The organism is Gemmatimonadota bacterium (genome assembly GCA_016714015.1).
Taxonomy (GTDB): Bacteria; Gemmatimonadota; Gemmatimonadetes; order Gemmatimonadales; family Gemmatimonadaceae; genus Pseudogemmatithrix.
Genome location: JADJNZ010000009.1, coordinates 1 through 22,587, shown reverse-complemented (window position 1 = coordinate 22,587; position 22,587 = coordinate 1). Strand labels below are relative to the sequence as shown.

The 22,587-nt window shown below is 70.3% G+C and carries 22 protein-coding genes, 1 tRNA gene and 1 pseudogene; 9 read left to right on the top strand and 15 right to left on the bottom strand.

Annotation, left to right across the window (positions count from 1 at the left end):
- The first annotated feature begins 4 nt into the window (after window positions 1-4).
- Window positions 5-454 carry a pyridoxamine 5'-phosphate oxidase family protein gene (locus IPJ78_16950; protein ID MBK7908232.1) on the top strand — a complete coding sequence of 150 codons (450 nt, stop codon included), beginning with the start codon at window positions 5-7 and terminating at the stop codon, window positions 452-454.
- Between the two features lie 3 nt (window positions 455-457).
- On the opposite strand, the gene IPJ78_16945 is transcribed toward IPJ78_16950, so the two are convergent.
- Complete coding sequence (locus tag IPJ78_16945; protein MBK7908231.1) at window positions 458-1,585, bottom strand: P1 family peptidase; 1,128 nt, start codon at window positions 1,583-1,585, stop codon at window positions 458-460.
- Window positions 1,586-1,657: 72 nt separating this feature from the next.
- Here IPJ78_16945 and IPJ78_16940 point away from each other — a divergent pair, with 72 nt between their 5' ends.
- Both IPJ78_16940 and moaC read left to right on the top strand, forming a co-directional pair.
- The gene (locus IPJ78_16940; protein MBK7908230.1) at window positions 1,658-2,713 is read left to right on the top strand and encodes a hypothetical protein; all 1,056 of its coding nucleotides are present in this window, start codon (window positions 1,658-1,660) and stop codon (window positions 2,711-2,713) included.
- The gene (gene moaC, locus IPJ78_16935) at window positions 2,710-3,210 is read left to right on the top strand and encodes a cyclic pyranopterin monophosphate synthase MoaC (GenBank protein ID MBK7908229.1); all 501 of its coding nucleotides are present in this window, start codon (window positions 2,710-2,712) and stop codon (window positions 3,208-3,210) included. The genes IPJ78_16940 and moaC overlap by 4 nt, the downstream gene beginning before the upstream one ends.
- On the opposite strand, the gene IPJ78_16930 is transcribed toward moaC, so the two are convergent.
- On the bottom strand, window positions 3,203-4,558 hold the full coding sequence (locus IPJ78_16930) for a transglycosylase SLT domain-containing protein (protein MBK7908228.1): 1,356 nt from the start codon (window positions 4,556-4,558) through the stop codon (window positions 3,203-3,205). The genes moaC and IPJ78_16930 overlap by 8 nt on opposite strands.
- A gap of 176 nt (window positions 4,559-4,734) precedes the next feature.
- Here IPJ78_16930 and IPJ78_16925 point away from each other — a divergent pair, with 176 nt between their 5' ends.
- Complete coding sequence (locus IPJ78_16925) at window positions 4,735-5,652, top strand: serine hydrolase (protein MBK7908227.1); 918 nt, start codon at window positions 4,735-4,737, stop codon at window positions 5,650-5,652.
- Here the strand turns inward: IPJ78_16925 and IPJ78_16920 are convergent.
- A complete protein-coding gene (locus tag IPJ78_16920; protein MBK7908226.1) occupies window positions 5,639-6,700 on the bottom strand; it encodes a hypothetical protein in 1,062 nt (353 codons plus the stop codon). The genes IPJ78_16925 and IPJ78_16920 overlap by 14 nt on opposite strands.
- On the opposite strand from IPJ78_16920, the gene IPJ78_16915 reads away from it, so the two are divergent.
- Window positions 6,636-7,385, top strand: a complete 750-nt coding sequence (locus IPJ78_16915) for a glycosyltransferase (GenBank protein ID MBK7908225.1) — start codon at window positions 6,636-6,638, stop codon at window positions 7,383-7,385. The genes IPJ78_16920 and IPJ78_16915 overlap by 65 nt on opposite strands.
- On the opposite strand, the gene IPJ78_16910 is transcribed toward IPJ78_16915, so the two are convergent.
- From IPJ78_16910 to IPJ78_16890, 5 genes are all read right to left on the bottom strand, one after another.
- Window positions 7,363-9,204, bottom strand: coding sequence for a PAS domain S-box protein (locus tag IPJ78_16910; GenBank protein ID MBK7908224.1), 1,842 nt, complete (start codon window positions 9,202-9,204; stop codon window positions 7,363-7,365). The genes IPJ78_16915 and IPJ78_16910 overlap by 23 nt on opposite strands.
- An 87-nt stretch (window positions 9,205-9,291) precedes the next feature.
- Window positions 9,292-9,951, bottom strand: a complete 660-nt coding sequence (locus IPJ78_16905) for a response regulator transcription factor (GenBank protein ID MBK7908223.1) — start codon at window positions 9,949-9,951, stop codon at window positions 9,292-9,294.
- A gap of 125 nt (window positions 9,952-10,076) precedes the next feature.
- The gene (locus tag IPJ78_16900; protein ID MBK7908222.1) at window positions 10,077-11,174 is read right to left on the bottom strand and encodes a hypothetical protein; all 1,098 of its coding nucleotides are present in this window, start codon (window positions 11,172-11,174) and stop codon (window positions 10,077-10,079) included.
- The gene (locus IPJ78_16895) at window positions 11,174-12,040 is read right to left on the bottom strand and encodes a hypothetical protein (protein MBK7908221.1); all 867 of its coding nucleotides are present in this window, start codon (window positions 12,038-12,040) and stop codon (window positions 11,174-11,176) included. Before IPJ78_16895 ends, IPJ78_16900 begins: the two co-directional genes overlap by 1 nt.
- A 121-nt stretch (window positions 12,041-12,161) precedes the next feature.
- Window positions 12,162-12,530, bottom strand: a complete 369-nt coding sequence (locus IPJ78_16890) for a hypothetical protein (protein ID MBK7908220.1) — start codon at window positions 12,528-12,530, stop codon at window positions 12,162-12,164.
- A gap of 161 nt (window positions 12,531-12,691) precedes the next feature.
- Between IPJ78_16890 and IPJ78_16885 the strand changes: the two genes are divergently transcribed.
- On the top strand, window positions 12,692-12,835 hold the full coding sequence (locus IPJ78_16885; protein ID MBK7908219.1) for a hypothetical protein: 144 nt from the start codon (window positions 12,692-12,694) through the stop codon (window positions 12,833-12,835).
- 23 nt (window positions 12,836-12,858) lie between these two features.
- Here the strand turns inward: IPJ78_16885 and IPJ78_16880 are convergent.
- A tRNA-Lys gene (locus IPJ78_16880) sits at window positions 12,859-12,931 on the bottom strand.
- A gap of 211 nt (window positions 12,932-13,142) precedes the next feature.
- Complete coding sequence (locus IPJ78_16875) at window positions 13,143-13,685, bottom strand: hypothetical protein (protein ID MBK7908218.1); 543 nt, start codon at window positions 13,683-13,685, stop codon at window positions 13,143-13,145.
- 420 nt (window positions 13,686-14,105) lie between these two features.
- On the opposite strand from IPJ78_16875, the gene IPJ78_16870 reads away from it, so the two are divergent.
- Window positions 14,106-14,306, top strand: a complete 201-nt coding sequence (locus IPJ78_16870; protein MBK7908217.1) for a hypothetical protein — start codon at window positions 14,106-14,108, stop codon at window positions 14,304-14,306.
- A gap of 621 nt (window positions 14,307-14,927) precedes the next feature.
- Here IPJ78_16870 and IPJ78_16865 read toward each other — a convergent pair.
- From IPJ78_16865 to IPJ78_16845, 5 genes are all read right to left on the bottom strand, one after another.
- Window positions 14,928-15,392 (bottom strand): hypothetical protein, encoded by a 465-nt coding sequence (locus IPJ78_16865; GenBank protein ID MBK7908216.1) that lies wholly within the window; start codon window positions 15,390-15,392, stop codon window positions 14,928-14,930.
- 53 nt (window positions 15,393-15,445) lie between these two features.
- Entirely contained in the window at window positions 15,446-16,378 is a 933-nt protein-coding gene (locus IPJ78_16860; GenBank protein ID MBK7908215.1) for an RHS repeat-associated core domain-containing protein, read from the bottom strand.
- Window positions 16,379-17,067: 689 nt separating this feature from the next.
- Entirely contained in the window at window positions 17,068-17,475 is a 408-nt protein-coding gene (locus IPJ78_16855) for an RHS repeat protein (protein MBK7908214.1), read from the bottom strand.
- Between the two features lie 1,363 nt (window positions 17,476-18,838).
- On the bottom strand, window positions 18,839-19,660 hold the full coding sequence (locus IPJ78_16850; GenBank protein ID MBK7908213.1) for a hypothetical protein: 822 nt from the start codon (window positions 19,658-19,660) through the stop codon (window positions 18,839-18,841).
- A 234-nt stretch (window positions 19,661-19,894) separates the two neighbouring features.
- Window positions 19,895-20,572, bottom strand: a complete 678-nt coding sequence (locus tag IPJ78_16845; protein ID MBK7908212.1) for a hypothetical protein — start codon at window positions 20,570-20,572, stop codon at window positions 19,895-19,897.
- Window positions 20,573-21,397: 825 nt separating this feature from the next.
- Between IPJ78_16845 and IPJ78_16840 the strand changes: the two are divergent.
- Window positions 21,398-21,619: pseudogene (locus IPJ78_16840) on the top strand (sigma 54-interacting transcriptional regulator).
- 100 nt (window positions 21,620-21,719) lie between these two features.
- Window positions 21,720-21,977, top strand: a complete 258-nt coding sequence (locus tag IPJ78_16835; protein ID MBK7908211.1) for a sigma 54-interacting transcriptional regulator — start codon at window positions 21,720-21,722, stop codon at window positions 21,975-21,977.
- The last annotated feature ends 610 nt before the right edge of the window (window positions 21,978-22,587 follow it).

The window sequence follows — 22,587 nt, the reverse complement described above, 5'->3', positions numbered from 1 at the left end:
CGCGATGCCCACCCCGACGCCCCGCTTCCGCGACCTCGACCACGCCGAGTGCCTCGCGATCCTGCAGCGACACTTCGTCGGACGGATGGCCTTCGCGCGCAAGGATGGCGTGGACATCGAGCCCATCCACTACGTGCTCGAGGACGGGTGGCTCTACGGGCGCACGCAGCCCGGCACCAAGCTCGAGGCGCTCACGCACAATCGCTGGGTGGCCTTCGAGGTGGACGAGGTCGAGGCGCTCTTCGACTGGCGCTCGATCGTGGTGAAGGGCGGCTTCTACCTGCTGCGCGCCGAAGGGAGCGCCCAGGAGCAGGAGACCTACCGCCAGAGCGTCGAGATCCTGCGGCGCCTCGTCCCCGAGACGCTCACCGACGCCGACCCGCTGCCCGAGCGCGCGATCGTCTTCCGCATCCACATCGACGAGATGAGCGGACGGGCGGCGAGCACCGCCTGAGCGCTAGCGCGGCGCGATCCCGTACTTCCGCAGCACCTCGCGCACCCGCGCGAGGTCGATCGCCTCGACGGTGCGCCCGTTCCCGGTCGTGGTCGTCGCCATGAAGAGCGAGTCGTAGATCGCCTCCTCCACGGCCTCGACGGTCGCCTGGAAGACGGCGCTCATCTCCTCGTTGGCGAGTTCGGTCGTCGTGTGGCGACGCGCGTCCCACGCCCGCCGCACGCTCTCCGCCGTGGAGAACGCGAGCGCGTAGTCGCCGCTCCCGTTGGAGGCCGAGCTGCCGGTGCGGCCGAGTCCCATCATCGCGCGCGCGGCCACACGGCCGAGGTTGCGGTCCGAGAGCGGGGCATCGGTGGCGATGATGATGATCACCGACCCGTCGCCGGTGTCGTCGGCGGCCCCGCGGCCGGCCCCGGGAGGCGCGGCCGTGACGTCGCGCTGGAACGCGTACTGCCCGAGCTCGCGTCCCACCGGGGCGCCCATCACGGTGAGGATGCCCCCGAAGTTCGACTGCACGAGCACGCCGACGGTGTGGCCGCCGAGCGAGGCGGGGAGCGTGCGCGACGCCGTGCCGATCCCGCCCTTCCACCCGAAGGCGACCGTGCCCGTCCCCGCACCGACGCTCCCTTCGGCGACGGGGCCGTCGGTCGCGCCCTCGAGCGCGGCGCGCACCGCGGCCGCGGTGATCGGCCGCGCGCGGATGTCGTTCAGCCCGCCGTCGTTCGTCTCGCCGACGATCGGATTGATCGAGCGGATGTTCTGCATCCCCGGCCGCTCGAGCATCCATTCGGCCATCGCGTCGGCGGCCTTCCAGGTGCAGAGCGTGCAGGTGAGGAGGATCGGCGTCTCGATCTCCCCGAGCTCGGCGAGCTGCGTGCCGCCCGCGAACTTCCCGAAGCCGTTGCCGACGTGCAGCGCGGCCGGGACGCGGGAGAGGTAGGCGTTGCCGCCATGCGGCAGGATGGCGGTGATACCGGTCCGCACGCGATCGCCCTCGTGCAGCGTCACCTGCCCCACGCGCACCCCGGCGACGTCGGTGATGGCATTGTGGCGTCCCGGCGTGAAGATGCCGGGCGCGACGCCGAGGTCGCGCGCGCGGGCGCGCCCCTGCGCCGGCGCGAGTGACGGCATGACGGCGGTGAGGCCGAGGGTCGCCGGGACGAGGAGAAGGCGAAGGGTACGCATGGGCCTTATCTTACGACCGTGCCGCTCATCCCGCTCTATGGTCACGACGCGATCCGCGAACGCCTCGCCGCACAGGCGCAGGCGGGGACGCTGCCCGCCAGTCTGCTCCTCCAGGGCACGGCCGGTGTCGGCAAGCAGCGCCTCGCGCTCTGGCTCGGCCAGGTCCTGCTCTGCGAGGCCGACGGGCGCCCCTGCGGCCTCTGCCAGCACTGCCGCTACGCGCTGCAGCTCCAGCATCCCGACCTGCGCTGGTTCTTCCCGCACAAGAACCTCGGCTCCGACACCGAGCCCGACGCGGCGAAGGAGGCGTTCGACACCGACATCAAGGAGCGCGTCGACGCCAACGGCCTCTACGAGCGGCCCGACGGGTCGATGGGCATCTATCGGTACGTCACGCGCCTGCTCGTGCAGCTCGCGAGCAAGTCGCCGGCGATGGCGCGGCGGAAGGTCTTCGTGATCGGCGACGCCGAGCGGATGGTGCCGCAGGCGGCGAACCCCGAGGCCGCCAACGCGTTGCTCAAGCTGCTCGAGGAGCCGCCCGCCGACACGACGTTCATCCTCACGTCGAGCGAGCCGGGGGCGCTGCTCCCCACCATCCGCTCGCGCGTCGTCTCCATCCGCGTCGCGCCGTTGCCCGAGGCGGCCATGCGCCGCTTCCTCGCCGACTCGTACGCGCAGGCCGTCCTGCCCAATCTCCTCCCCGACGAGCTCCTCCGCCTCGCCAACGGCGCGCCCGGCACCCTGCTGGGCGGCGCGGACCGCACCGCGGCGATGACCAAGGCGCGCGCGTTGCTCTCGGCGGCCGACTCGGGACGCGAGCAGCTGCTGCGCGCCGCGTTCACGGTCGGTGCGGGGAAGGCGCGCGGCGCCTTCACCGACGTGCTCGACGCGCTCACCGTGCTGCTCCACGAGCGCGCGCGCGACGCGGTGCAGCGCGGCGACGAGCGCACCGCGCGCGCGGCCACCAAGGCAGTCCCCGCGGTCGAGGAGGCGAAGGCCTCGGCCGCCGGCAATGTCAATCCGCAGCTCGTCGCGGCGCGGCTGCTCGACCAACTCGTCCAGGCGGCCCGATGACGGCGAAGAAGCGTTCGAAGGCACGGCTGTCGCACGTGGACCGTCGCGGCGAGGCGTCTATGGTGGACGTGAGCGCCAAGGCGACCACCGTGCGACGGGCCCTCGCCGAGGGCCGCATCACCATGCGCGCCGCGGCCTTCGCCGCCGTGCGCGATGCCCAGCTGGTGAAGGGCGATGTCCTCGGCACGGCGCGGATCGCCGGCATCCTCGCCGCCAAGCGCACCGCGGAGCTCATCCCGCTCTGTCATCCGCTCGCGTTGAGCGACGTGCAGGTGCGCTTCCACTTCGAGCCGCGCGCGCGCGCCATCCGCTGCGAGGCCGAGGTGCGCACCGCGGGGCCGACCGGCGTGGAGATGGAGGCGCTGACCGCGGTGTCGGTCGCGCTCCTCACCATCTATGACATGGCGAAGAGCGCCGACAAGGGGATGCGGATCGGCGACGTGCGCCTGCTCGAGAAGGACGGCGGCAAGTCCGGGGCGTGGCGCGCGACTACCTGACGCGCAGCTTCTGCCCGATGCGGATGTTGTCCGACCGCAGCATGTTCATCCGCTTGAGCGCCGCCACCGTGGTGCCGTTCCGCCGCGCGATGAGCCCGAGCGAATCGCCGCGCTTCACCACGTAGGTCCCGGAGGCCGAGGTGCCGTAGCGCTCGATCTTCGGGTCGGGGACGTCGCGCGCCGCGCGCACCACGTCGAGCCGCGGGACGAGGATCCGCTGCCCCGGATGCAGGTTCCCGTTGCGGAGCCGCGTCGCCTGCGGGTTGTACCAGTTGAGCTGCTTCGCCGTGAGCCCGTTCGCGCGCGCGATCCGCGTGATGAAGTCGCCGTCCTTGGTGACGACGCGCTTCACGCCGGCGCGCTCGGCCTCGGGGATCGCCGTGAAGCGCGCGAGGAAGCCCTCGGTCGTGCCGTGCGGGACCCGAAGCCAGACCGCGCCACCGGTCGGCGGGGTCATCCCGCGGAGGATATGCGGGTTGTAGTCGAGCACGGTGTCGAGCGGGACCTCGAGCGCCCGCGCGACCGCGACGAGCGGCGTCGCCGGCGGCACGGTCACCGAATCCCAGCGGAAGGGCTCGACCGTCGCGACATGGAGGTCGTAGCGCGCCGGATCCTTGCCGACGAGCGCGGCCGCGATGAGCTTCGGTACGTAGTCGCTCGTCTCGGTGCGCAACGCGTTCCGCTGCGACGAGAGCGCGAAGAAGAGGTCATCCCCTTCGCTGCCCTCCAGCGCGGACGCGTGCTGCGCGAGCCCGCGCGAGATGCGCCCCGACCCGCCGTTGTACGCCGCGGCCGCGAGATAGACCGAGCCGAAGGTCTCGCGCAGTTCACCGAGGTACGCCACCGCGCCGTCGGTCGCGCGCACCGGATCGCGCCGCTCGTCCACCCACCAGTCCACCCGCATCCCGACGCCCTTCGCGGTCGCGGTCATGAACTGCCACATCCCCACCGCGGCGGCCCGCGAGTAGGCGTGCGGGTCGTACCAGCTCTCGATGAGCGGCAGGAAGATCATGTCCTCGGGCAGTCCCGCCCCGCGGAGCTTCTCCTTGATCATCGGCGCGTAGCGCGACTGGCGCGCGAGCGCGACCTCGAAGGTGGGCTTCATGGCGCCGCTGAAGCGACTCACGAAGTACTCCACCCGTTCGTGGGTCTCGTACGGGGCGACCTCGATGTCCCAGGCCGGCGGCGGCGGGGCCATGTCGGGGATCGGCATCGGGAGCGGCGGCGCGCTCTCGGCGCTTCCCTGCTGGTCCACCTGCTGCAACTCCGGCACCGGTTCGTCGACGATGGCGATCTTGTTGTCCTGCGGGGCCGCCGACGGCGGCGCGCTCGGTGGCGGCGGCGGCATCGGACCCGCGGGCCTCGGCGCGGTCAACGGGCGCGCGCAGGCCGCGAGCGCCAACATCCCCAGCAGTGCTGCCACACGCGATCCCGCCACGCATCCCCCAGGACGATGGACTGTCTGGCGCGGCGACCGCGCCTCGAACACCGGGCTCGGGCTATATTCGGCCCGTGCACCCAAGAATCCTACTCTCCGCGGCCGTCCTCTGCACGGCCTCCCTTTCGACCCGGCTCCCGGCTCAAGGGTTCCTCCAGGGCGCCACGGCCCTCCGCGAACGCCTCGTGCAGCGCATCGCCGCCACCCGCGGCGCCGAGGTCGGCCTCTTCATTGAAGACCTCGCCACCGGCGCCACCCTCGGCGTCGGCGACACCGTGAGCTTCCACGCCGCGAGCACCATGAAGGTGCCCGTGATGTTCGAGCTCTTCCGCCGAGCCGACGAGGGCACCCTCGACCTCGACGCGCGCATCCCGCTCGCGAACGCCTTTCGCTCCATCGTCGACGGCTCGCCCTATGCCCTCAGCGCGAGCGACGACTCCGACGACGCGCTCTACGACCGCGTGGGCGCGCCCATCTCGTACCGCGAACTCAACGAGCGCATGATCGTGCGCTCGAGCAACCTCGCGACGAACGTCCTCATCGACCGGCTCGACGCGACGCGCGTGACCGCCTTCACCGACCGGCTCGGTGGTGCGGGCGTCCTCGTGCGGCGCGGCGTCGAGGACGGCCCCGCCTTCCGGGCCGGCCTCAACAACGTGACGACCGCGCGCGGACTGGGGAAACTCCTCGCCGCCCTCGAACGCGGGCAGGTCGCGAGCGTCTGGGCCACGCAGGCGATGCGTGAGACGTTGATGCGACAGGAGTTCAATGACGAGATTCCCGCCGGCCTCCCCGCGGGCACGCGCGTCGCGCACAAGACGGGCTGGATCACCGCGACGACGCACGATGCGGCGATCGTCTATCCCGCGGGCGGGCGTCCGTTCGTGCTCGTGATCCTCACGCGCGCGATCCCCGAGCGCGCCGACGCGACGCGGCTCATGGTGGACCTCACGCGGATCGTGTGGGAGGAGTACGCGGCGAGGAGCGGCGCTACCGGAAGGTGAGGCCGAACGCGGCGCCGGCCGGCAGCAGGCTCGACGTGCGATCGCCGCGACCGAACTGCCCGCCCGCGTTGCTGCCCCAGCAGAGCAGCGAGCGCGTGGAGATCACGACGATGTTGCCGTCCGTGCCGGTGACCGCACCGCTCGTGACGCCGCAGGTGTAGTCGGGACCCGCCGACAGCTGCGAGAGATTCGTCGCGGAGGGCGCGGCGGTCGGCGTGTTCCTGGGGGCGGTGGTACCGATGCCGAGTTGTCCGGCGGCGTTGGCGCCCCAACAGAGCGCGATCGCGCCCGTGGAGACGGCACAGGTGTGCCGCGCGCCTGCGGCGACGGTCGAGAGCTTCCCGTTGTGCAGGACGGTCGTGGGCGAGGTGCGCGGCGCGTTCGTCCCGTCGCCGAGCGCGCCGTCGAGGTTCTCGCCCCAGCAGAGGACGGCGCCCGCCGCGGTGGTGCCGCACGCGTGCGCGCCGCGCAGCGTGAGGGCGGCGAACCGTTCCGCGGTCGCGACGGCGACCGGCTCGAGCCGCGTGGTGCTCGCGCCGTCACCGAGTTCGCCGGCCGTCCCGGCACCCCAGCACCACGCCGCGCCGCCGCGGTCGAGCGCGCAGGTGTGCTGCGCACCGGCCGCGACCGTCGCGAACGACACGCTCGACGCGACGAGGACCGGGGACGCGGAGGACGACGTGCTGCCCGTCCCCAGTTGTCCGCTCGCGTTCGTTCCCCAGCACCAGACGCTGCCGTCGCCCTTCACGGCGCAGGTGTGTGCGTCACCCGCGGAGACGGCGAGGAACGCGTGTCCGCCGGCGACCGGTGTCGGCGTGAGGCGATCGGTGAGCGCCCCGTTCCCGAGCTGGCCGGCGTCGCCGGCGCCCCAACAGCGGACGTCGGCCGCCGAGGTGCGCCCGCAGGCGTGCGCGACTCCGGCGGTGACGCTCGTGTAGCCGCCGGACACGAGCGACGGCAGCAGCGAGTCGCTCGTGCTCCCGATGCCCAGTTGCCCGCGCGCGTTCGCGCCCCAGCAGTGCGGCCCATGCTTCGCGACCGCACACATGAAGTCGGCACCGGGCGCGAGCGTCGTCGCGCCGGCGAACGGCCAGCAGTCGACGAGCAGCTCCACCGTCACCGTCGCGTTCGCCGGCACCGTGACCGCGCGTGCGGCCGGCGCGGTGCACTCGGCGGGGAGGCCGTCGAGCTCGACGAGCGCGGTCCCGACGTCGGCGCTCAAGGAGAACGTCGCGTTCGCCGCCGTCGTCGTGCTCGCGGCGGACTCCACCTCGCGCACCACGACGTTCGGCAGGAGCCCGCGGAACGGCGAGCGCACGGCGCCCGCGATGATCCCGCGCGGGATCGGCGCCGGAGTCGGGGCGGGATCCGTCCACCCGGAGAACCAGGGGATGCGGGCCGGCACATCGGCCTCGGGCACGGCCCCGACGAACGCGGCACCGGTGAAGAACCCGTCGGTCGGCGGCGACGCTGCCGGCGCCAACGCCAGCGCCGACGCCTTCCTCTTCTCCTCCACCACCGAGACGTTGGGGCTCGTGATCCTCGAGGCGATGGCCTCTGGAACGCCGGTGATCGCCACGCCGGCCGGCGGCGTCGCCGACAATCTCCGCGATGAGGTGAACGGTCTCGCGTTCCCCGCGCGCGCGCACGCCGAGGCGCGTTCCTGGGAGGTCGAGCTCGACCGGCTCGACGCCGCCTATCGCGAAGTGCTCAGTTCGCGACCTTCACGGTGAACCGGAACGTGCTCCCCTCGCCGAGCACCGACTCGGCCCAGATGCGCCCGCCGTGCGCCTCGACGATGCTCCGCGCGATCGCGAGCCCGAGTCCCGTCCCGCCCTTCGGCGCGTTCCCCCGCACCGTCCAGTAGCGCTCGAAGATCCTCGGCATGTTCGCCGCCGGGATCCCCGCGCCGGTGTCGGTCACGCTCATCTCCACCTCGTCGCCGGCGCGACGCGCGCGCACCGTGATCCGCCCGCCCCGCTCGGTGAACCGCAGCGCATTGGCGACGAGGTTCGCCAGCACCTGCAGCAGCCGCTCCGGGTCGCCGCTCACCGTGGGGAGACTCGCGTCCGCCTCGAGCGTGAACGCGATCGACTTGTCCTCCGCCTCTCGCTGGAAGAGCGCCATCGCACGCTCCAGGATCGGCAGCGGCGCCTCGGTCCGCCGCTCCACCGAGAGCCGGCCCATCTGGATGCTCGCCACGTCGAGCAGGTCGCGGATCATCCGCTGCGTGAGGTCCTGGCTCGCCATGATGTTGCCGACCAGCTCGCGCTTCGCCGCGTCGTCCGGCGGGAGCGCCGCGAGCAGTGCGCGCGCGCTCATCCCGATCGCCGAGATGGGATTGCGCAGGTCGTGCGAGACGACCCCGAGCGCATGGTCGCGCTCGTGCGTCGCCTGCCGCGCCGTCGCGTAGAGCCGCGCGTTGTCGAGCGCGAACGCCGCCCGCACCGCCAGCTCCTCGGCGATGTGGACCTCCGCTTCGGTGAACGACGGCCGCCCCTGACGCCGGAACACCTTGAGCACGCCGAGCACGTGTTCACGCGCGATCAGGGGAAGCAGGATCACCGGCCCCATCCCCAGCGCGCGCATCCGGTCGAACTCCGCGAGGTCGCCACTGTGCGCCTCGATCCACTCGTCCGTCGCCTCGGCGACGTCGGTGCGCGCGCGCCGCAGCACGTCCACCACCCGGGACGGTGAATCGAAATCGATCGGATGCTCGGCCACCGCCGCCAGCGCCGCGTCGAGCGCGGCGTCCCCGGTCACCGGCACCACGCGACGCAGCTGGTGCGTCCCGGTGAGCACGTCGAGGATCGCGCCGCAGCCGAGCCAGGGGAGCGCGAGCTGCGCGATCGAGCGCTCGGTGACCTCCACCTCGAGCGTCTCGCCGAGCTTCGCCACTGCCGTCGCGAGTTGCCGCTGCCCCTCCTCCCGCTTCTTCCGTTCCGAGACGTCGCGCAGGAGGACCGTGAAGATCCGGTTCCCGCCCACGCGCGTCAGCTTCGAGATCGACGCCTCGGCCGCGAACTCGGTCCCGTCGCGCCGCAGCCCGTAGATCTCGCGCCGCTCCCCCATCTGCCGCGACGTCTCCTGCGCCTGCCCGAACGAGCGGACATGCGTGTCGTGCCCGTGCCGGAACCGGTCGGGCATGAGCGTGGAGAGCGGCTGCCCGAGCACCTCGTTCGCCGAGTACCCGAACGCGAGCTCCGCCCCGCGGTTGAAGTGCAGGATGCGCTGCAGTTCGTCGATCGAGATGATCGCGTCGGCCGCGATCTCGAGGATCCCCGCGAACTTGGCCTCGGACGACCGCAGCGCCTGCTCCGCCTCCGCGCGCTGCACGAGATCGTCCTGCAGCGACGCGTACGCGAACCAGGCGAGCACCAGCCCGACGAGGAGGAGCACGGCGAGCAGCCCTTGCACCACCCGCAACTCGCTCGTGTCACCGACCGCCACCGCCGCCCGCTGCGTCGCCTCGAGCGCCACGACGCCGACGAGCAGGAGCGCGAGGACACCGGCACCGACCGTGAGCCGGAGTTTCGAGGTGGTGGTCAGCATGGACGCAAAATAGCGCGGCGACGCTCGGCCCGGGGGAGCCACCGCATCGCCGCACTTTCCACTTTCATCCTTCCACCTTCATCCTGTCTACGCGTGCAGCAATCCGAGCCGCAGCGCGAACTGCACATACTCATGCCGATGCGACAACCCCAGTTTGTCCTGGATCCGCTGCTTGTACGTGTCCACCGTCTTGGGCGAGATGAACAGCCGCTCGCCGATCTCGGGCGCCGAGTAGCCCTGCGCGGTGAGGCGCAGCACGTCGCGCTCGCGCTCGGTCAGGCGCTCGTACCGCGCCCGGTCCTCGTGCATCGGGTCCTTGCGCTGGTAGCCCTTCGCGAGGATCCGCGCCGCCTCGGCGCGCACGAACACGTCGCCGCGGGCCACCGTGCGCACCGCGTCGATCAGGTCCTTGTCCGCCGCTGTCTTGGGGAGGAACCCCGAGGCGCCGGCCTCGAGCATCGGGACGAGGTAGTCCTCCTCCGGATGCATCGTCAGGATGAGCACGCGGGAGGGGATGCCCTTCTCGATCAGCATCTTGGTGGCCTGGCCACCATCGACTTCGCCGATCGAGAGGTCCATGATCACCACATCAGGCGTCAGGCGTTCTGCCAGGGCCACCGCCTCGGGGCCGTTGGAAGCCTCGCCGACCACGAGCATGTCCTTCGCCGAGCCGAGCACGGCCTTCAGCCCGGCGCGGACGACGGCATGGTCGTCGGCGAGAATCACGCGAATGAGGTCGTCGCTCATGGGCTGAAGGCTAGGGGTGCGGAAAACGCGCAACTATAAGGAGCATTCCCAGATTTCCTAGGGGAATCCCCTACTCCGCCGCGGGGGCGGGCGGCCGGGGGACCGCCCGCCTCCCGAGTCATCCTTCAGTGGTGGTCGTGCCCCCCGATCGGGTTCCCGTCCTTGTCGTGCCGCATCACCGCCCCTCGCGGCATGGTCGGCTTGGGGAGCGCGGGGAGGAACCCCACCGACGGGCCGCCCTGGTTCTCCACCCCCATGAGTTCGGTCATCCGCTTCCACCCCGCCACCGTCATGACGTCGGTGGTGTCGTCGCGATACGCGCGCGCCGCCACGAGGATGAGCTCGCGCTTCTTCCCGCGCGGCACCGACGCGTTGGCGAGGATGTCCGAGATCACGTCGTGCATCGAGTGGAGGTTGTCGAAGATGATGGCGATCTCCGGATACCGCGCCGCGAACGTGGGCGCGATGGCCCCGGTCATCGGCATCAGCACCGGATAGCCCTCTGGGGCGCCGGGGAGCATCTGCCGGAAGCGGGCGACCGTCGCGGCGACGCCGGCTTGCCGCTCCTCCACCGTGCGCCCCACCATCAGCGGCTCGTAGAGCCCCACCTGGAGCCAGTGGTACGCCCAGATGAGGCCGTTGAACTTCGGGAAGCCCTGCCGGAACGCGAGCGAGTAGGGCTGCTCCTGCATGAGCGACATGTTCTTCGGCCGGACGCTGAACGCGAGGTCGGGACGCGAGCGGTAGTACGCGAGCACGCGCGCCATGGCGCGGTCCTTCGCCGCCGCGTCGAGCCGCTCGTCGGCGAGGATGTCGTATGCCTGCCGGTGCAGCACATGCGCCCACTCGAACATCGCCTTCGCCTCGGGCGCGAGTCGCGCATAGCGGGGCTCGATCGCGTCCTCCACCAGCGGGAGTCGCGGCGGGCGGTTCAGCAGCTCGGTGGTGAGGAAGGTGTACGTCTCCCCTTCGAGGATCCGCGCCGCGTCGGCGGGACGCGTCCAGAGCTTCTCGTAGAGGATCGCGTGCCCGTAGTCGAAGGCGTTGAAGAGCCGGTCGGCGCCGGGGTAGTAGCGCCGGAACGCGAAGTTGTGGTCGGCGGGGAGATAGAACTGCTCGTAGACGGTGCTCCACTGCGCGCGCGCGTCGCGCGCGGCGCCCGTGAACGCCGCGGCGAACGCGACCGCCGCGATCAGTCGCCTCTGGGTATTCAGGCGCGGCATCAGCGGACCCTCCCGCCGAATCCTGGCATCCCCGGTGGCGCGAACGCATACGCGGCGCCGAAGGTGAGCGTCCACCCGGCCCCGCCCTCCGAGATCCGTCGCCCGATCCCCGCGTCGAGCGCGACGCGCGGCGAGAGCTGCTGCCGGACGCCGGCCCCCACGCGCCACTCCGTCGCCGCATCGGCGAGGAGCGGCGCGATGGCGTGGGCCTCCGCGCCGACGAGCAGCGAACGCAGCGGGAAGGTGTGATCGACGGCGATTCCGGCCGCCCATCGCGAGGCGTCGTCCGCACCGCGATCCCCCGGTGCGAGGTCGTCCCCGACGGTGTACGCGCCGTTCAGGTGCACCCGCCCCCAGGCGAGCGTGCGCGTGGCCAGCGCCCGCAACGACACCAGCTCGCGCGCCGGCGCGAGTGGCCCGACCGGCAGGTGCACCCCCGCGCCGAGCGCGAAGGCGGGCAGCGTCGTCGTCTCGGCGTTGAGCTGGTGGAGCAGTTCCACTTCGACGCCGGCGAGCGCGGTGAGCGCACGCGGGCGCGTCCCGTCGTCCTGCACGGCGATGGGGAGCGCGACCTCGAGCTGCGTGCGCGGCGCGAAGCCCCACGCGAGCTCCGGCGCGATCCCCCACTGCGACACGCCGCGCGCGACGCGCGTGAAGGTGAGCGGCGCCGCCTGCAGCTCGAACGCGCGCCGCTCGATGACGAGCGCGTCCTCGGTGCGCAGCGGCCGGCCGCGGTCGGTGTTGTAGAAGTCGGTCTGCGCCCCGGCGGGGGCGGCGACGGTCGGGATCGCGAGCGCGAGAGGGATCGCGATGGGGATCGCGAGCCGCACGAGCGCACGACGGCCGTGCGGGAGTCGGGTGGTCATGGGATGGTCCATCGATCGACAGCGCGCGCATCCGCGGGGGCGGGACGCACGTGGCGATCGGTCGTGTGGGTCGCGCGCGGGAGGGTCCCGCGCGGGCGCGCGCATGGGCGCGCGTGGACCATCAGCCTCGCGGAGGAGGCGGCTCGAGGGCGCGGACCGGCGAGTCGATCGCCGCGGCGACGGTGCGAGGGGTGGTGTCGGGCGTGCCCACGGCGGTGATCACGATCGTCGGTGCGGCGGCGACGACCATTGCCGTGCAGCCGACGAGGTGGTCGCAGCCGACGGGCTGCGGTGCGTCGGGCGCATGCGTCGGCGCGTGCTCCGCCGGGTGCTCGGCCGTGTGATCGGTCGCGTGCTCGGCCGGATGCGCCGTCGCATGCTCGGCCCGCCCCATCTCGCATGCGAGCACCGGCCGCGCCGTGGCGCTGAGGAGCGCGACGACGGCGAGCAGGGCGGCGACGCTGCGGCGGAGCGAGGGAACGAGGGGCACGAGAGGAGGATAGGCGGCCCGGTCATCCACGGGCAAGGGCGTCCGCGACGGCGGTCGTCGGGAGGTTGTCAGAGCACCCCGCGACCTTCCGGAGGCAGTGCCTCGCGTGCGGCCAACTCGCGCGCCCCGTCTCCGACTCCTTCTTCGTGGAGCCCCGCCTGATGCCGCAGGTCCCGCTGTTGGTCCGAGTGCTCGCGGTCGTGGGCGTCGTCATCGTCGTTGGCGCCGCCCTCCTCCTCTGGCTCGCCCACGCGGCGCCCCGCCCGGACAACCCGGCGCCGCTGGAGTCTGAGGTCGTGCGCTGAGGCGGGCGCACGCCGCGGGAGAATGACCCGGCCGGGTCTCGAACCCGGGACCTACGGATTAAAAGTCCGTTGCTCTACCAACTGAGCTACCGGGTCAATGAGGCGGACCGAGGGGAGGTCCGGCTCGACCCGGAATGTAGCCGGGGAGCGGTGCGTGGGGGGAGCGACCTGGGCCGGGCGTGATGCGCCTGATCGCGGCGAGGGGGTCGCGGGCCGACCGCTCTGGGCGTCCCCGGTACGCCGAGAGAGGTGGGGCCATCTGCGGAGCGGCGCAGCGCGATCGCGTCTCCGGTGGTTCCGGCGCGGATCACTCTGTCGCGCGACTGCGCTTCTGATGGCCGCTGAGAAGCAGGACCGATGCTCCAAGCGGTATCAGCACGAACGCCGCGGGAGCCGCGGAGGACGCGCGCGCGACGAGAACCGTGAGGTCTGCACGATAGCCCGAGAAACCGACCACCGATCCAGCGATCAGCGCCAGCAGCGTCGCGAGCGCCAGCGCCGCCGCCACCGGCACGCGGTGCGGTCCCCGTGTGATCAACATCGTCGGGATCGCGCCTCCGAACAGCCATGCCCACAGTCCGGCGCGGTAGCCCTCGATGACGAGGGTCGTGGCGCCGACGCCGATCGCGATGTCGTACCACGCGCTCAGCGACAGGGCCAGCCACGACGCAAGCCCGAACGCGCACCACCGCCGCGGAGCGTTCAGCGCCCAGCGCGCAGTGAGCGCGCTCGCGAGGCTGGCAACCACGAGCGAGATCAGGAGTACGGGAACGGTCCAGGACCGAGGATCACCGAAGGCAAGCGTGCCGATGACGACTTGCGATGATAGACTCGCGAGGACTCTTCGCATTGGCTCACTGAGCACGTGGGGGGGGGGTTACCGATGAGCGCCGTCGGCGCAGCGAGGTGCTCCGCCCTGCGACTTCCTGAACGTGTTCTCGACTGACAGTGCCGCGACGCCGCTGCCGCCAAGACCGTGCCCCAGGAGTTCATGCACGATCACGTGCTGGCGGTTCATCCGTATGCGTCGTCCCCAGTAGTTGCACCCGAAGCCATCGGCTCTCCACACACGCGCGAAGTCGCTCGCGTCCACATAGACCGTCTGCTCGCAGTACCCCGACCCCGGACCGCTGCGTGCCGACGGGCTCGCCGAGCACCGGAAGGGGGTCCGGCCGTCCTGCACCGCGTACTCCTCGCCCGATTCCACCAGAGAGAGGAACATCCTCGCGAGGGGCGAGATATCGCGCCCACGCGGGCGCACCTGCGACCTTTGAGTTACACAGCCCTCACCGGCATCGATATCGGCATCGATCGCTTGCTCCAGATGGCGCAGATTTCGACCCGCCCCAGCGCCTTTGAAGCAGACGGTGAGGCCAAACGGATCGCTGTCGTTGACGGGATCTCCGAGGGCATATCCGTAGAGATTGAGTCCTCCCGCGATCCCGATCGGGTCTTCCTGCGTGAGAATTGACGCCCTCGGACCGCTCCCCGCCAGTCGCCTGCCGACCGACTCAGAGCTTGGGAGGGGCGAGATGCGCCATCACCACACTGTCGACCATCCGTGCTCGGTGGGGCTTGGAGACTGCCTCCGCCGGTGCGCGAGGGCGTGGTCCTCACGGACCTCGTCGGCGAGTGGCCGACTGACCTTTGCTATCCGGGCGCGCGGAAGACGCGGCGGCTGGTACAATGCTGCAAGCGGCGCGCGACCGGACCTTTGCGAGTCGAGTTCCTGTGCTCCCAGGGCCCGATGGGGGGCACCGTCGAGTTGATGAGTCGGATCATCATGAACCCGGGGTGGTCCGGGGGCCGTCCGCGCGTGCGAGGGGTCAAGTGCGGGTGATTGATGTGCCCGACCTGCTCGCCTTCAGCCTGTTGACCGAGCGGGGCGTCGAGGCGTTGCCCGACCGCGAGTCCGCCGACACCGCGGCTTCCCTCCGACTGGGCCTCGAGCATGGCATGCGAACCGACCGGAGGGGGCGTTCGCGCCTCACGTCTCCCGTCGGTGGCTCGTGCTGCCAAAGGCGGGACATCACCGTCTCCGTCGCTCCGTCCTCCCACAACGATCGGCTCCGACGAAAGGTCTCTTCGAGGGTCACTCAGGCGCCTGTTGCTTCGATTCGAGCATCCGTATTGCAACGACTGGAATGACAACCCTCGGACTGTCGATGAACAAGCGCCCCGGAACGTCCCGACCGGCCACAGTCGAGTCGCGATGAAGCCGCAAGACGGTCCGCCCCGCCCAGAAGGCGTCATGGTACGCGGTCGCCACGAGCGTGGACTCCGCCCGCAGGATCTCGCGGCCATGGAGACTGTGGAATGTCGCGAAGAACAGCATCATCGAATCCGGTGCGGGCCCCTCGGATCTGACCCCCGCAATCTGGCGAATCGACGCGATCGTGTCGCGCTGGTAGATCACGATGGAGCCGGCGGACGCCGGAAGCGCGCGTCCGTCAATGTGCGGGGTACCCTGGCCAAGTGCTCCCAAGGCCTGCTCCACTCTCGCCCGGGCCCATTGCACGTACACGACCAGCAGCGTGAGGAACGCTGCGCCGACCATTCCAGTGACCCTGAAGATGCGCGTTCCACGACCGTGCGAATGTCGACGCATGGCTAGTAGCGGCAGCCAATCGCCCGCATGCACTTAGGCGGCCCCGCCTGCGCCGGTGGCGGCGCTGGCACCGGCGCGGGTGGTTGCTTGAAGTTGCCTTTCACGTTGACGGACAGCGGCAGGAAGAAGTTGAGGCGTCCGGACAGCTCGAAGTCGCCCGTTGTCAGATTGGCAGCGGCGCGCGTGAGTATGGGATCCGGGACACCATTCATGTGAATGCGCACTCGCCCTCTTCCCGACACAATCACGTCGCCTGCGGCGTTCGCTGCGAGGAACAGATCAACACCCGCGTCAAGCGCTTCCACCTTCATGTTGTTGAAGTACCCGCTCGTGCCACCCGGCACATTGCCAAGCCTCGCGATCGACACGACCGTCGAAGCAGGCGTCGACTCAGCTTGGTTGGGGTCAGTAACGGCGGTTCCTTTCTTCGTTGAGTCCGTTGCAAGTCCGAATGGATCTGCGCCATTGATTGGATCGCCGGCGGCGTAACCATACAGGTTCATCCCGCCCGCGACCCCGATCGGGTCTTCCTGCGTGAATCGCCCACTGACCGGATCATAATACCGATTCCGGCGATACAACGTTCCGGTCGCGTCCTTCCCGTCCGTCACCAGCGAGCCGAGCCACTTGTTCGCGGCCGGCGGAGACTGGCGCGAATCGGGTGCCAGCCACACATCCGTCACCGCCGCGGGCCAGACCGTCGAGGCATCCGCCGTCCCCGCACCGGCCCCTGGCCCAAAAGTGGCACCCGCGATGTTCCCGCGCCAGTTCCGGTGCAGCACCCGGGCCCGGAAGTTCTCGCTCCCCGCCTTCCGCCAGAGCAGCACCGGAGCATCGATCGCCCCGGTCTGCGTGTAACGGACCGTCCCGTACCACTCACTCGTTGGGATCGACTCGCCGACGTTGCCGTCAGTCTGCTGCCAGCCACCGACCATCCGGTCCTCGAAGAGGATCTGATCTCCGTCCCAGGTGGTCCGGAGGTACTGCTGCTGGCAGTGCACCGGCGTATCGAACGTCTCCGTCTCCCAACAGTGCTCGAGGGAGTCGACGCGCGTCCGCACCACCACGCGGCGGCCGAGGGCGTCGTACCAGTACTCGTCGAGGATCGTGCGGTTCTCCGCGTTCACCGGCATCGTCGTGCGCTGCGCGTAACGCAGGCGCTCCGTCGCGTCGAAGAAGTTGTAGGTCCCGGAGTGCCCCGTGAGTGCGCGGCCGGTGATCAGCGCCGTGTCCGAACCGCCGCCGGGGAGCGGATACTCGTCGAGCATCCCCGCGCGGCGGATCAGGATCTGGTACACGACGTTCCCGGAGTTGTCGTACTCGATGCCGAGTGAGTCCGTCACCGGGATCGCCGGCGCGAGGATCTCCGGCATGACGCGCCCATCGGGCATGAACTCCCCGACTCGGCGGACGAGCCGGTGGCCGATGTAGGCCGAAGAGTCGCGCGACTCCGTGTTCGAGGTGATCGAGTTCCGGTTGGCGTGGCGCACCAGCTGGTTCCCCTGCGCGTCCATGCGGATCTCGTCGGTCACCAGCGGACGCTCCGAGTCATCGTTCGCACTGGCGACGACCTGCCCCAGCGCGTCATACGCGAGGCGCATGCCGGCCTGGCCGGCGTCGAGCATCACGGTGCGACCACGCACGCTGATGCGTTTGCCGCGTGGATCATACTGGATGGTGTCGCTGAACCCTTCCTCGGCCCGGATGGTCGGCCGTCCCTCGATGTCGTAGGTCCACGAGGCCGTGACGCTCGCCGAGGGCACGCTCTGGGTCCGCAGGCGGCCGAGTGCGTCGAACGAGAACGTGACGACGACGGAGTCGCCCCGCTCACCGCCCGGTCCGTGGTCGATGCGAGCTGGCCGAGCGCGTCGTAGGCGTAACGCTGCGTGCCGGACAGGTGGTCGGTGCGCGAGGTGCGGCGTCCCGAGAGGTCGTACGCGTAGGACAGGACACTCCGCCGGGTCGCCTCGAACGGCGTCGTCGCACCGATGTCATAGTTGCGATCCAGGTCGTGTCCGCCCGAGCGCGCCATTGGGGAAGTAGCCACGCCGGATCCGCACGTCGGGATTGTCTGCCTGTACCAGCCGACCAGCGGCGTCGGACCCGAAGACCGTGACCTCGGCGGGAATGATGAGGTCCGGCGGGTTCAGGTAAGGCGCGATCCGCGTGCCGTGATCCGGCATCGTAGACGGTGTCGTTCTGCCAGGGCCACTCCGCCGGGAAGTTGAGCGCCGGCATATTTTGCACTCGCTGCACCAGGTCCGCGCGTAGGTCACCGCGGGCGTGGTGCGCGCGATCACGCGGTTCAGGGCGTCATGCGCCGTCCGCACGGGTGATTGCGGCGGCTCGTCGTGCTCACGACGTTCCCGCCGGGTCGTAGGTGAGCGTGTCGACGCCCGACGTGCCATTCGTGCTTCCCGGTCACCCGGCCGGCGGCGTCGTAGACGACCCACGTCTTTGCGGTCGCACCGGAGGACGAGTCCGGCATGGTGAAGCGCGCGACCGAGAGCGCACGGCCCTTCAGCATCGTACTCGGTCTGACGACGGACGCGCGCGCGAGGCAGTGCCACTGAGACTGGCCACTGGCAGTAGCGACCAGCCGACGGCCGGCGCGATCGTCTCGGCGCGCACGACACGGCCCATCAGGTCGTGGACCACTCGCTCACGCACTCGCAGCCCGCCGGTCAGTACCGTATCGATCGGCGTCCAGACCGACGTATCCGCCCCGATCGAGTTCTGCTTCATCTCCGTCACGAACCTGAGCGCGCTGGTGCTCTTCCAGAGGTTCCCGAGCGTGGATTCGTAGGTCAGCGTCGCGACCGTGCCGCCGCGGTGCTCGTGACCGTCGAGCCGCCCGTTGGCGTCGTAGGCAAAGCTCTACCTTCGTCGAGTCGTGCGCGCCGCGTCGCTGCCAGAGCCGGTTGCCGGTGGCGGAGTCGATGCCCACGTAGTCGACCTCACCGGTCGGCGACTGGGTCTGGTCGTCAGGTCCCACGTGCTGTGCCATGTAGGTCGTCATCGCGGAGTCGGCCGCGCCGTACGGCGCCATGACTCCGTGTCGTCGTCGGTAGCCCGCGCGAGTTGTGGAAGCCGTCCGGGTCACGAGGCCCGCGCCGTCGGTCACCTGCGTCACCAGGGCCGGGAAGCTCGTCGTGTCGCGCCGCAGTCGCACGCGCGCCCTGAGCGCATCAACGAGGGTGTCGGGAGCACCGAATCGCCCGACATGGAACCGCGTGACATCCGACACGTCCGAACGGGGCCCGTCGAGGCGAGTCACGGCGCGAGCGATCGGAACCGGCCGTACGCCCCTCCGTCGCCGGAGCAGGTCGCGAGCGAACGCGACTCCGCGGCACAAACGGTCGAGACGATGGCCGGGGCCGTGCGCATCTTGACGGTCACCTGCGCGACGCCTGCCCACCCGTCGAACGTATAGAGCGTCGTGTCGCTGAGCCGGTTGACACGACCGACGAGGAGACCCGTCGTCGAGTAGCGTAGTAGAGGAAGCGTACGCTGGTGAGGTCCGGATCGATGATGCGCGTCAGGTGGCTGTCCGCATCATACTCCAGCGAATCGACGCGCGCGGCGCCGCCCGTTACCTGACTCGGGCCGACGATCTTGCGGGCTAGGCGCAGGCGTCCCGCTGTAGGCAATGGTGAACGCTCGGATGGGCGCGCGCCCGCCGGCCGCGGCAGCACGATCGAGTCGAGTTGCGTCGCGTAGGTCGCGTTGTAGACGAAACGGGTGGAATCGCCTTGACGGTTCCGCGTCGCGACGTGCCGAAGGAGCGCGTCGAACTTGACCGACCCGCCGTTCCGCAGTCGCCGGTACCAGAATCCACCGGAGCGCTCCAGCCGCTCCGGGCGTGCGACCTGCGCCACGACCGTCCAGAGCGTCGCGGACTGCTTCACGAAGACTCGCGTGCTTCCGTCACCCCGGATCCACAGCATCTTCGTGGTGTCGCCGATCGCGACCAGGCGCTCGTGCCCTTCGATACCAGCCTTGCCCGAACGCGGGAGGCACGGTTGTCGACGACCGCGAACGATCCCGTGGCGGTCCCTGTCGGCGGCGACCCGCTCCCGACGCGGATCTTCAAGCGTGTAGTCGTACGCCCTGGTGGGAAGCGACCCGTACGCCCACGTGGTCAGCGGGATGGTCACGCGACACCCGGCGGCGGTCGCGCACTCGGCCGCCCACGGCCACGCGATGTTCTTCGTCACTCCGGCGCTCGAGACGGTGAGCGTGGCGCGAGAGGCTGTCAGGAGTCGTCGTGGGGTTCCGCACCGAGACGCGCGCCGCTACTCGCGTGAAGGGATAGCCATGGTCGCTCAGGTAGAGCAAACGTCGGGCGCGATCCACACCCATCGTGCGCACGCCGGGAATCCCGTGGGCCACGCGAAGCGCACCGCATCTCCACGCCCGCGGCGGCGCCCGCCGCGACGGAGAGGCACTGGTCACGCGAGATGGAGGTGCCCGGATTCTGGTCGGCGACGCTGACGGTGACGACGGCGCTCGGGACGGTCCCCACCACGACGGTCGAACTGTCCTGCGGAATCGGCGGGACTCGATGCCGCGGCCCGCAGGAGCACCTTCGTGGTCTGCGTCGACGGACTCGCCGGCACGCTGAACGAGACGGAGACGAGAGTGTCGCGCGTCGGGCCGAGGGTGACCGTGGACGGCGACACCGCGCAGTTCGTGAGGGTGCCGCAGGTGCCCGTCAACGTGATCGTGCGCGATGCGAACTCATCCGGATTGCGCAGGGTGAAGTGCGCGGTCCTGCTGGTCGAGGGGGCGACGGACGCTGCTCCCGCCCCCGGCTCACGACTGGCGCCGGCGGCGGGCCGCCGTGACCGCGATCGGCGTCGAGCCGGTCCTGAATAGGCGCTCTGTCCCGTGGGCACTGCGACGAGACTCAGCGTGCCGGACCCGGCCATCGCTCCACCGGTCACCGTGATGTCGTGCACCGGACGCGCCAGCAGCGAGGGTGCCGGGTCGAAGCTCGTCAGGTTCCCCGCCACACGCTTGCACTCGGGACAGGGCCCGCTGCACGAGACCGTGACCCCGAACGTCGTCGCACTCGTACCGGAGTTGGTGACGGTGAACGGGAGGACGACGGTGGTGGAGGGCGGCACCCCCAATCCCCGTCGCCTGGCGCGACCACGCGGCGCGGAACGCGGGCACGTAGGTGACGAAGAAGCTCTGGAAGTCGAGTTCGAATAGGAGTTCGTCGCCGAGACGTGATCGTGTTGAGGTCGGGAGCCAGCGAGAGCTCCGCGAAGTATCCCGTTCCACCGTCCGGACAGGTCACGGACGCGCCGTCTCCGAGACTGAGGCTCGAGCCGCCGTTCGCGTTCGTGATGCTCCCGGTGAGTGACGTGAGCGATCCTGGCCAGACCCGAACGACGAAGGACTGCTGATCGGAGTCGCGGAACGATGTCCAGTTCGGCACGACGTCTCCGTTCTGGTATGAGCGTGATCGCGGGTCCCTGCGCTGCTAATCGAGTCGCCAACAGCATGAGGACGACACCTGGCAGTGCGCGGTGCAGGAGAGTTCCGATCGCTCGCATCTCGGACGACCTCACGGAGTCGGTAAGGAGGGTTCAGGGCCTCGTGTGAACGCGGCGACTCCATGCAAGAACCGGGACCAGAGCCTGACCTGCGCACGCGAATCGTTGCCCGGCAACGACTTAGGGCCGGGGCCGCTGGCTGGGACGAGTCTCACGGTGGTTGTCAGAGCCTCCCCTGAGACTGGAGACTCCGGTCCGGAGCACAGAATCGCGGCCCCACTAACCCCAACACCATGACCACCACGAAACTCGAACGGTTCCTGCGGTCCACTTCCGGACGGAGATCGCCCGTTACCCGCTCGGCATCCCGACACCGGTGGCCGACTCGGTCCGTCAACTCTCGGCGTTCCCGTCGAACAGCAGCGACGGAAGCTTCTCAAGGAGCTCGAGATGTTGGCGCGGAATCCCAACCTCCCGGTGCTCCTGGAGGGCGAGACGGGCACCGGCAAGACGCTCGCCGCGCGCGCCATCCATGACCTGTCGACACGCCGGGGCGGCCCGTTCCGCCGAGTCGACCTCGACCACGCGCCGGGACTTCGCTGCCTCGGGCTCTTCGGCCGCATGCCCGGCGCATTCACCGGGGCGACGAACGAACGCATCGGGGACTTCCGCGCGCGAATCGCGGCTCGACCGCACTCGACGAGATCGGGAAGTGCGATCTCGATGTCCAGCAACAGCTGCTCGGCGCGAGCGAGTATGGCCATTCAGACCGATGGGTTGCGAGCGCTGGTTCACCGTCGATGTCCGTGTGGTAGCGGCGACGAACGTCAACCCCAGCGAGCAAGCCGCGAAAGGGCTCTTCCTGCCCGACCTGCTTGCGCGGATCGAAGCCGGTCGCACGCTTCCCGCTTCGCGCGCCGGGATGACCTTCCGACCCTGCTCGCCGATGCCATCAGCGGATCCTGTCGGCGTATGGGCGCGCCACGCGCCCAGCATCTCGGACGAACTGCTGGCGGCGGTGCTCCGGTGATTGGCCGGCCAGCCTGCGCGAGCTCGTCGTGACCTTCGATCATCGTGACCGAGGCAGGTACGTCACCGGTGCTCCTCGTCACATGTCAGCTCATACCTCGCCTCGGCCCGTCGGCTCAAGGGTAAAGCGGCGCCGTGTCCCGCCGAGTGAGGTCGTTCCGGATCCGCTCGTCGGTGGAAGCGTGGGGAAGACCGTCGCACTCGCGCATGTCCGTGTGCAACCGTCTTCCCGTCACGTCAGGGCCGCCGGCAGGTCATGGAGCATAAGCTACCGTCGGACCGCGGATCCAGCGCCGGTCGCATCACGGAACGAGAGTCTCAACTCCTCGCCTCCGCACGGCAGCATCCGATCGCGCTCGGCTCCGCTCTAATGGTGCGCCCGATGCCACCACGTGTCGGCGCGAGTTGGCACGCCAGTTGCCCTGTAGCGAGGTGTGCCCAATGCCAGTCTGATGCACTCGAGCGCGGTACCTCTCCTTTCGCGAGCGGCATCTCGCGCTCCTTCCTGTTGCGCCACCGGATCTGCCCTCTCGCTGAGGACGGCGAGGGGCTCGTGGTCGCCGTGGGGAGAGAACGCGTCGCGGTGGCCGTCGCCGAGGTCGCGGAACTCT

What these genes read in the sequence shown, in the direction of transcription:
- IPJ78_16895 (MBK7908221.1), bottom strand. Translation starts at nt 12,040, where the DNA reads ATGACCACCCGACTCCCGCACGGCCGTCGTGCGCTCGTGCGGCTCGCG.
- IPJ78_16875 (MBK7908218.1), bottom strand. Translation starts at nt 13,685, where the DNA reads ATGCGAAGAGTCCTCGCGAGTCTATCATCGCAAGTCGTCATCGGCACG.
- IPJ78_16930 (MBK7908228.1), bottom strand. Translation starts at nt 4,558, where the DNA reads ATGCCGCCGCCGCCACCGAGCGCGCCGCCGTCGGCGGCCCCGCAGGAC.
- IPJ78_16835 (MBK7908211.1), top strand. Translation starts at nt 21,720, where the DNA reads ATGGGTTGCGAGCGCTGGTTCACCGTCGATGTCCGTGTGGTAGCGGCG.
- IPJ78_16900 (MBK7908222.1), bottom strand. Translation starts at nt 11,174, where the DNA reads ATGCCGCGCCTGAATACCCAGAGGCGACTGATCGCGGCGGTCGCGTTC.
- IPJ78_16905 (MBK7908223.1), bottom strand. Translation starts at nt 9,951, where the DNA reads ATGAGCGACGACCTCATTCGCGTGATTCTCGCCGACGACCATGCCGTC.
- IPJ78_16860 (MBK7908215.1), bottom strand. Translation starts at nt 16,378, where the DNA reads ATGGTCGGTGGCTGGCAGCAGACTGACGGCAACGTCGGCGAGTCGATC.
- IPJ78_16915 (MBK7908225.1), top strand. Translation starts at nt 6,636, where the DNA reads ATGCCCAGTTGCCCGCGCGCGTTCGCGCCCCAGCAGTGCGGCCCATGC.
- IPJ78_16865 (MBK7908216.1), bottom strand. Translation starts at nt 15,392, where the DNA reads ATGGTCGGCGCAGCGTTCCTCACGCTGCTGGTCGTGTACGTGCAATGG.
- moaC (MBK7908229.1), top strand. Translation starts at nt 2,710, where the DNA reads ATGACGGCGAAGAAGCGTTCGAAGGCACGGCTGTCGCACGTGGACCGT.
- IPJ78_16910 (MBK7908224.1), bottom strand. Translation starts at nt 9,204, where the DNA reads ATGCTGACCACCACCTCGAAACTCCGGCTCACGGTCGGTGCCGGTGTC.
- IPJ78_16950 (MBK7908232.1), top strand. Translation starts at nt 5, where the DNA reads ATGCCCACCCCGACGCCCCGCTTCCGCGACCTCGACCACGCCGAGTGC.
- IPJ78_16920 (MBK7908226.1), bottom strand. Translation starts at nt 6,700, where the DNA reads ATGTGTGCGGTCGCGAAGCATGGGCCGCACTGCTGGGGCGCGAACGCG.
- IPJ78_16855 (MBK7908214.1), bottom strand. Translation starts at nt 17,475, where the DNA reads ATGGCGCGCTCGGGCGGACACGACCTGGATCGCAACTATGACATCGGT.
- IPJ78_16945 (MBK7908231.1), bottom strand. Translation starts at nt 1,585, where the DNA reads ATGCCGTCACTCGCGCCGGCGCAGGGGCGCGCCCGCGCGCGCGACCTC.
- IPJ78_16885 (MBK7908219.1), top strand. Translation starts at nt 12,692, where the DNA reads ATGCCGCAGGTCCCGCTGTTGGTCCGAGTGCTCGCGGTCGTGGGCGTC.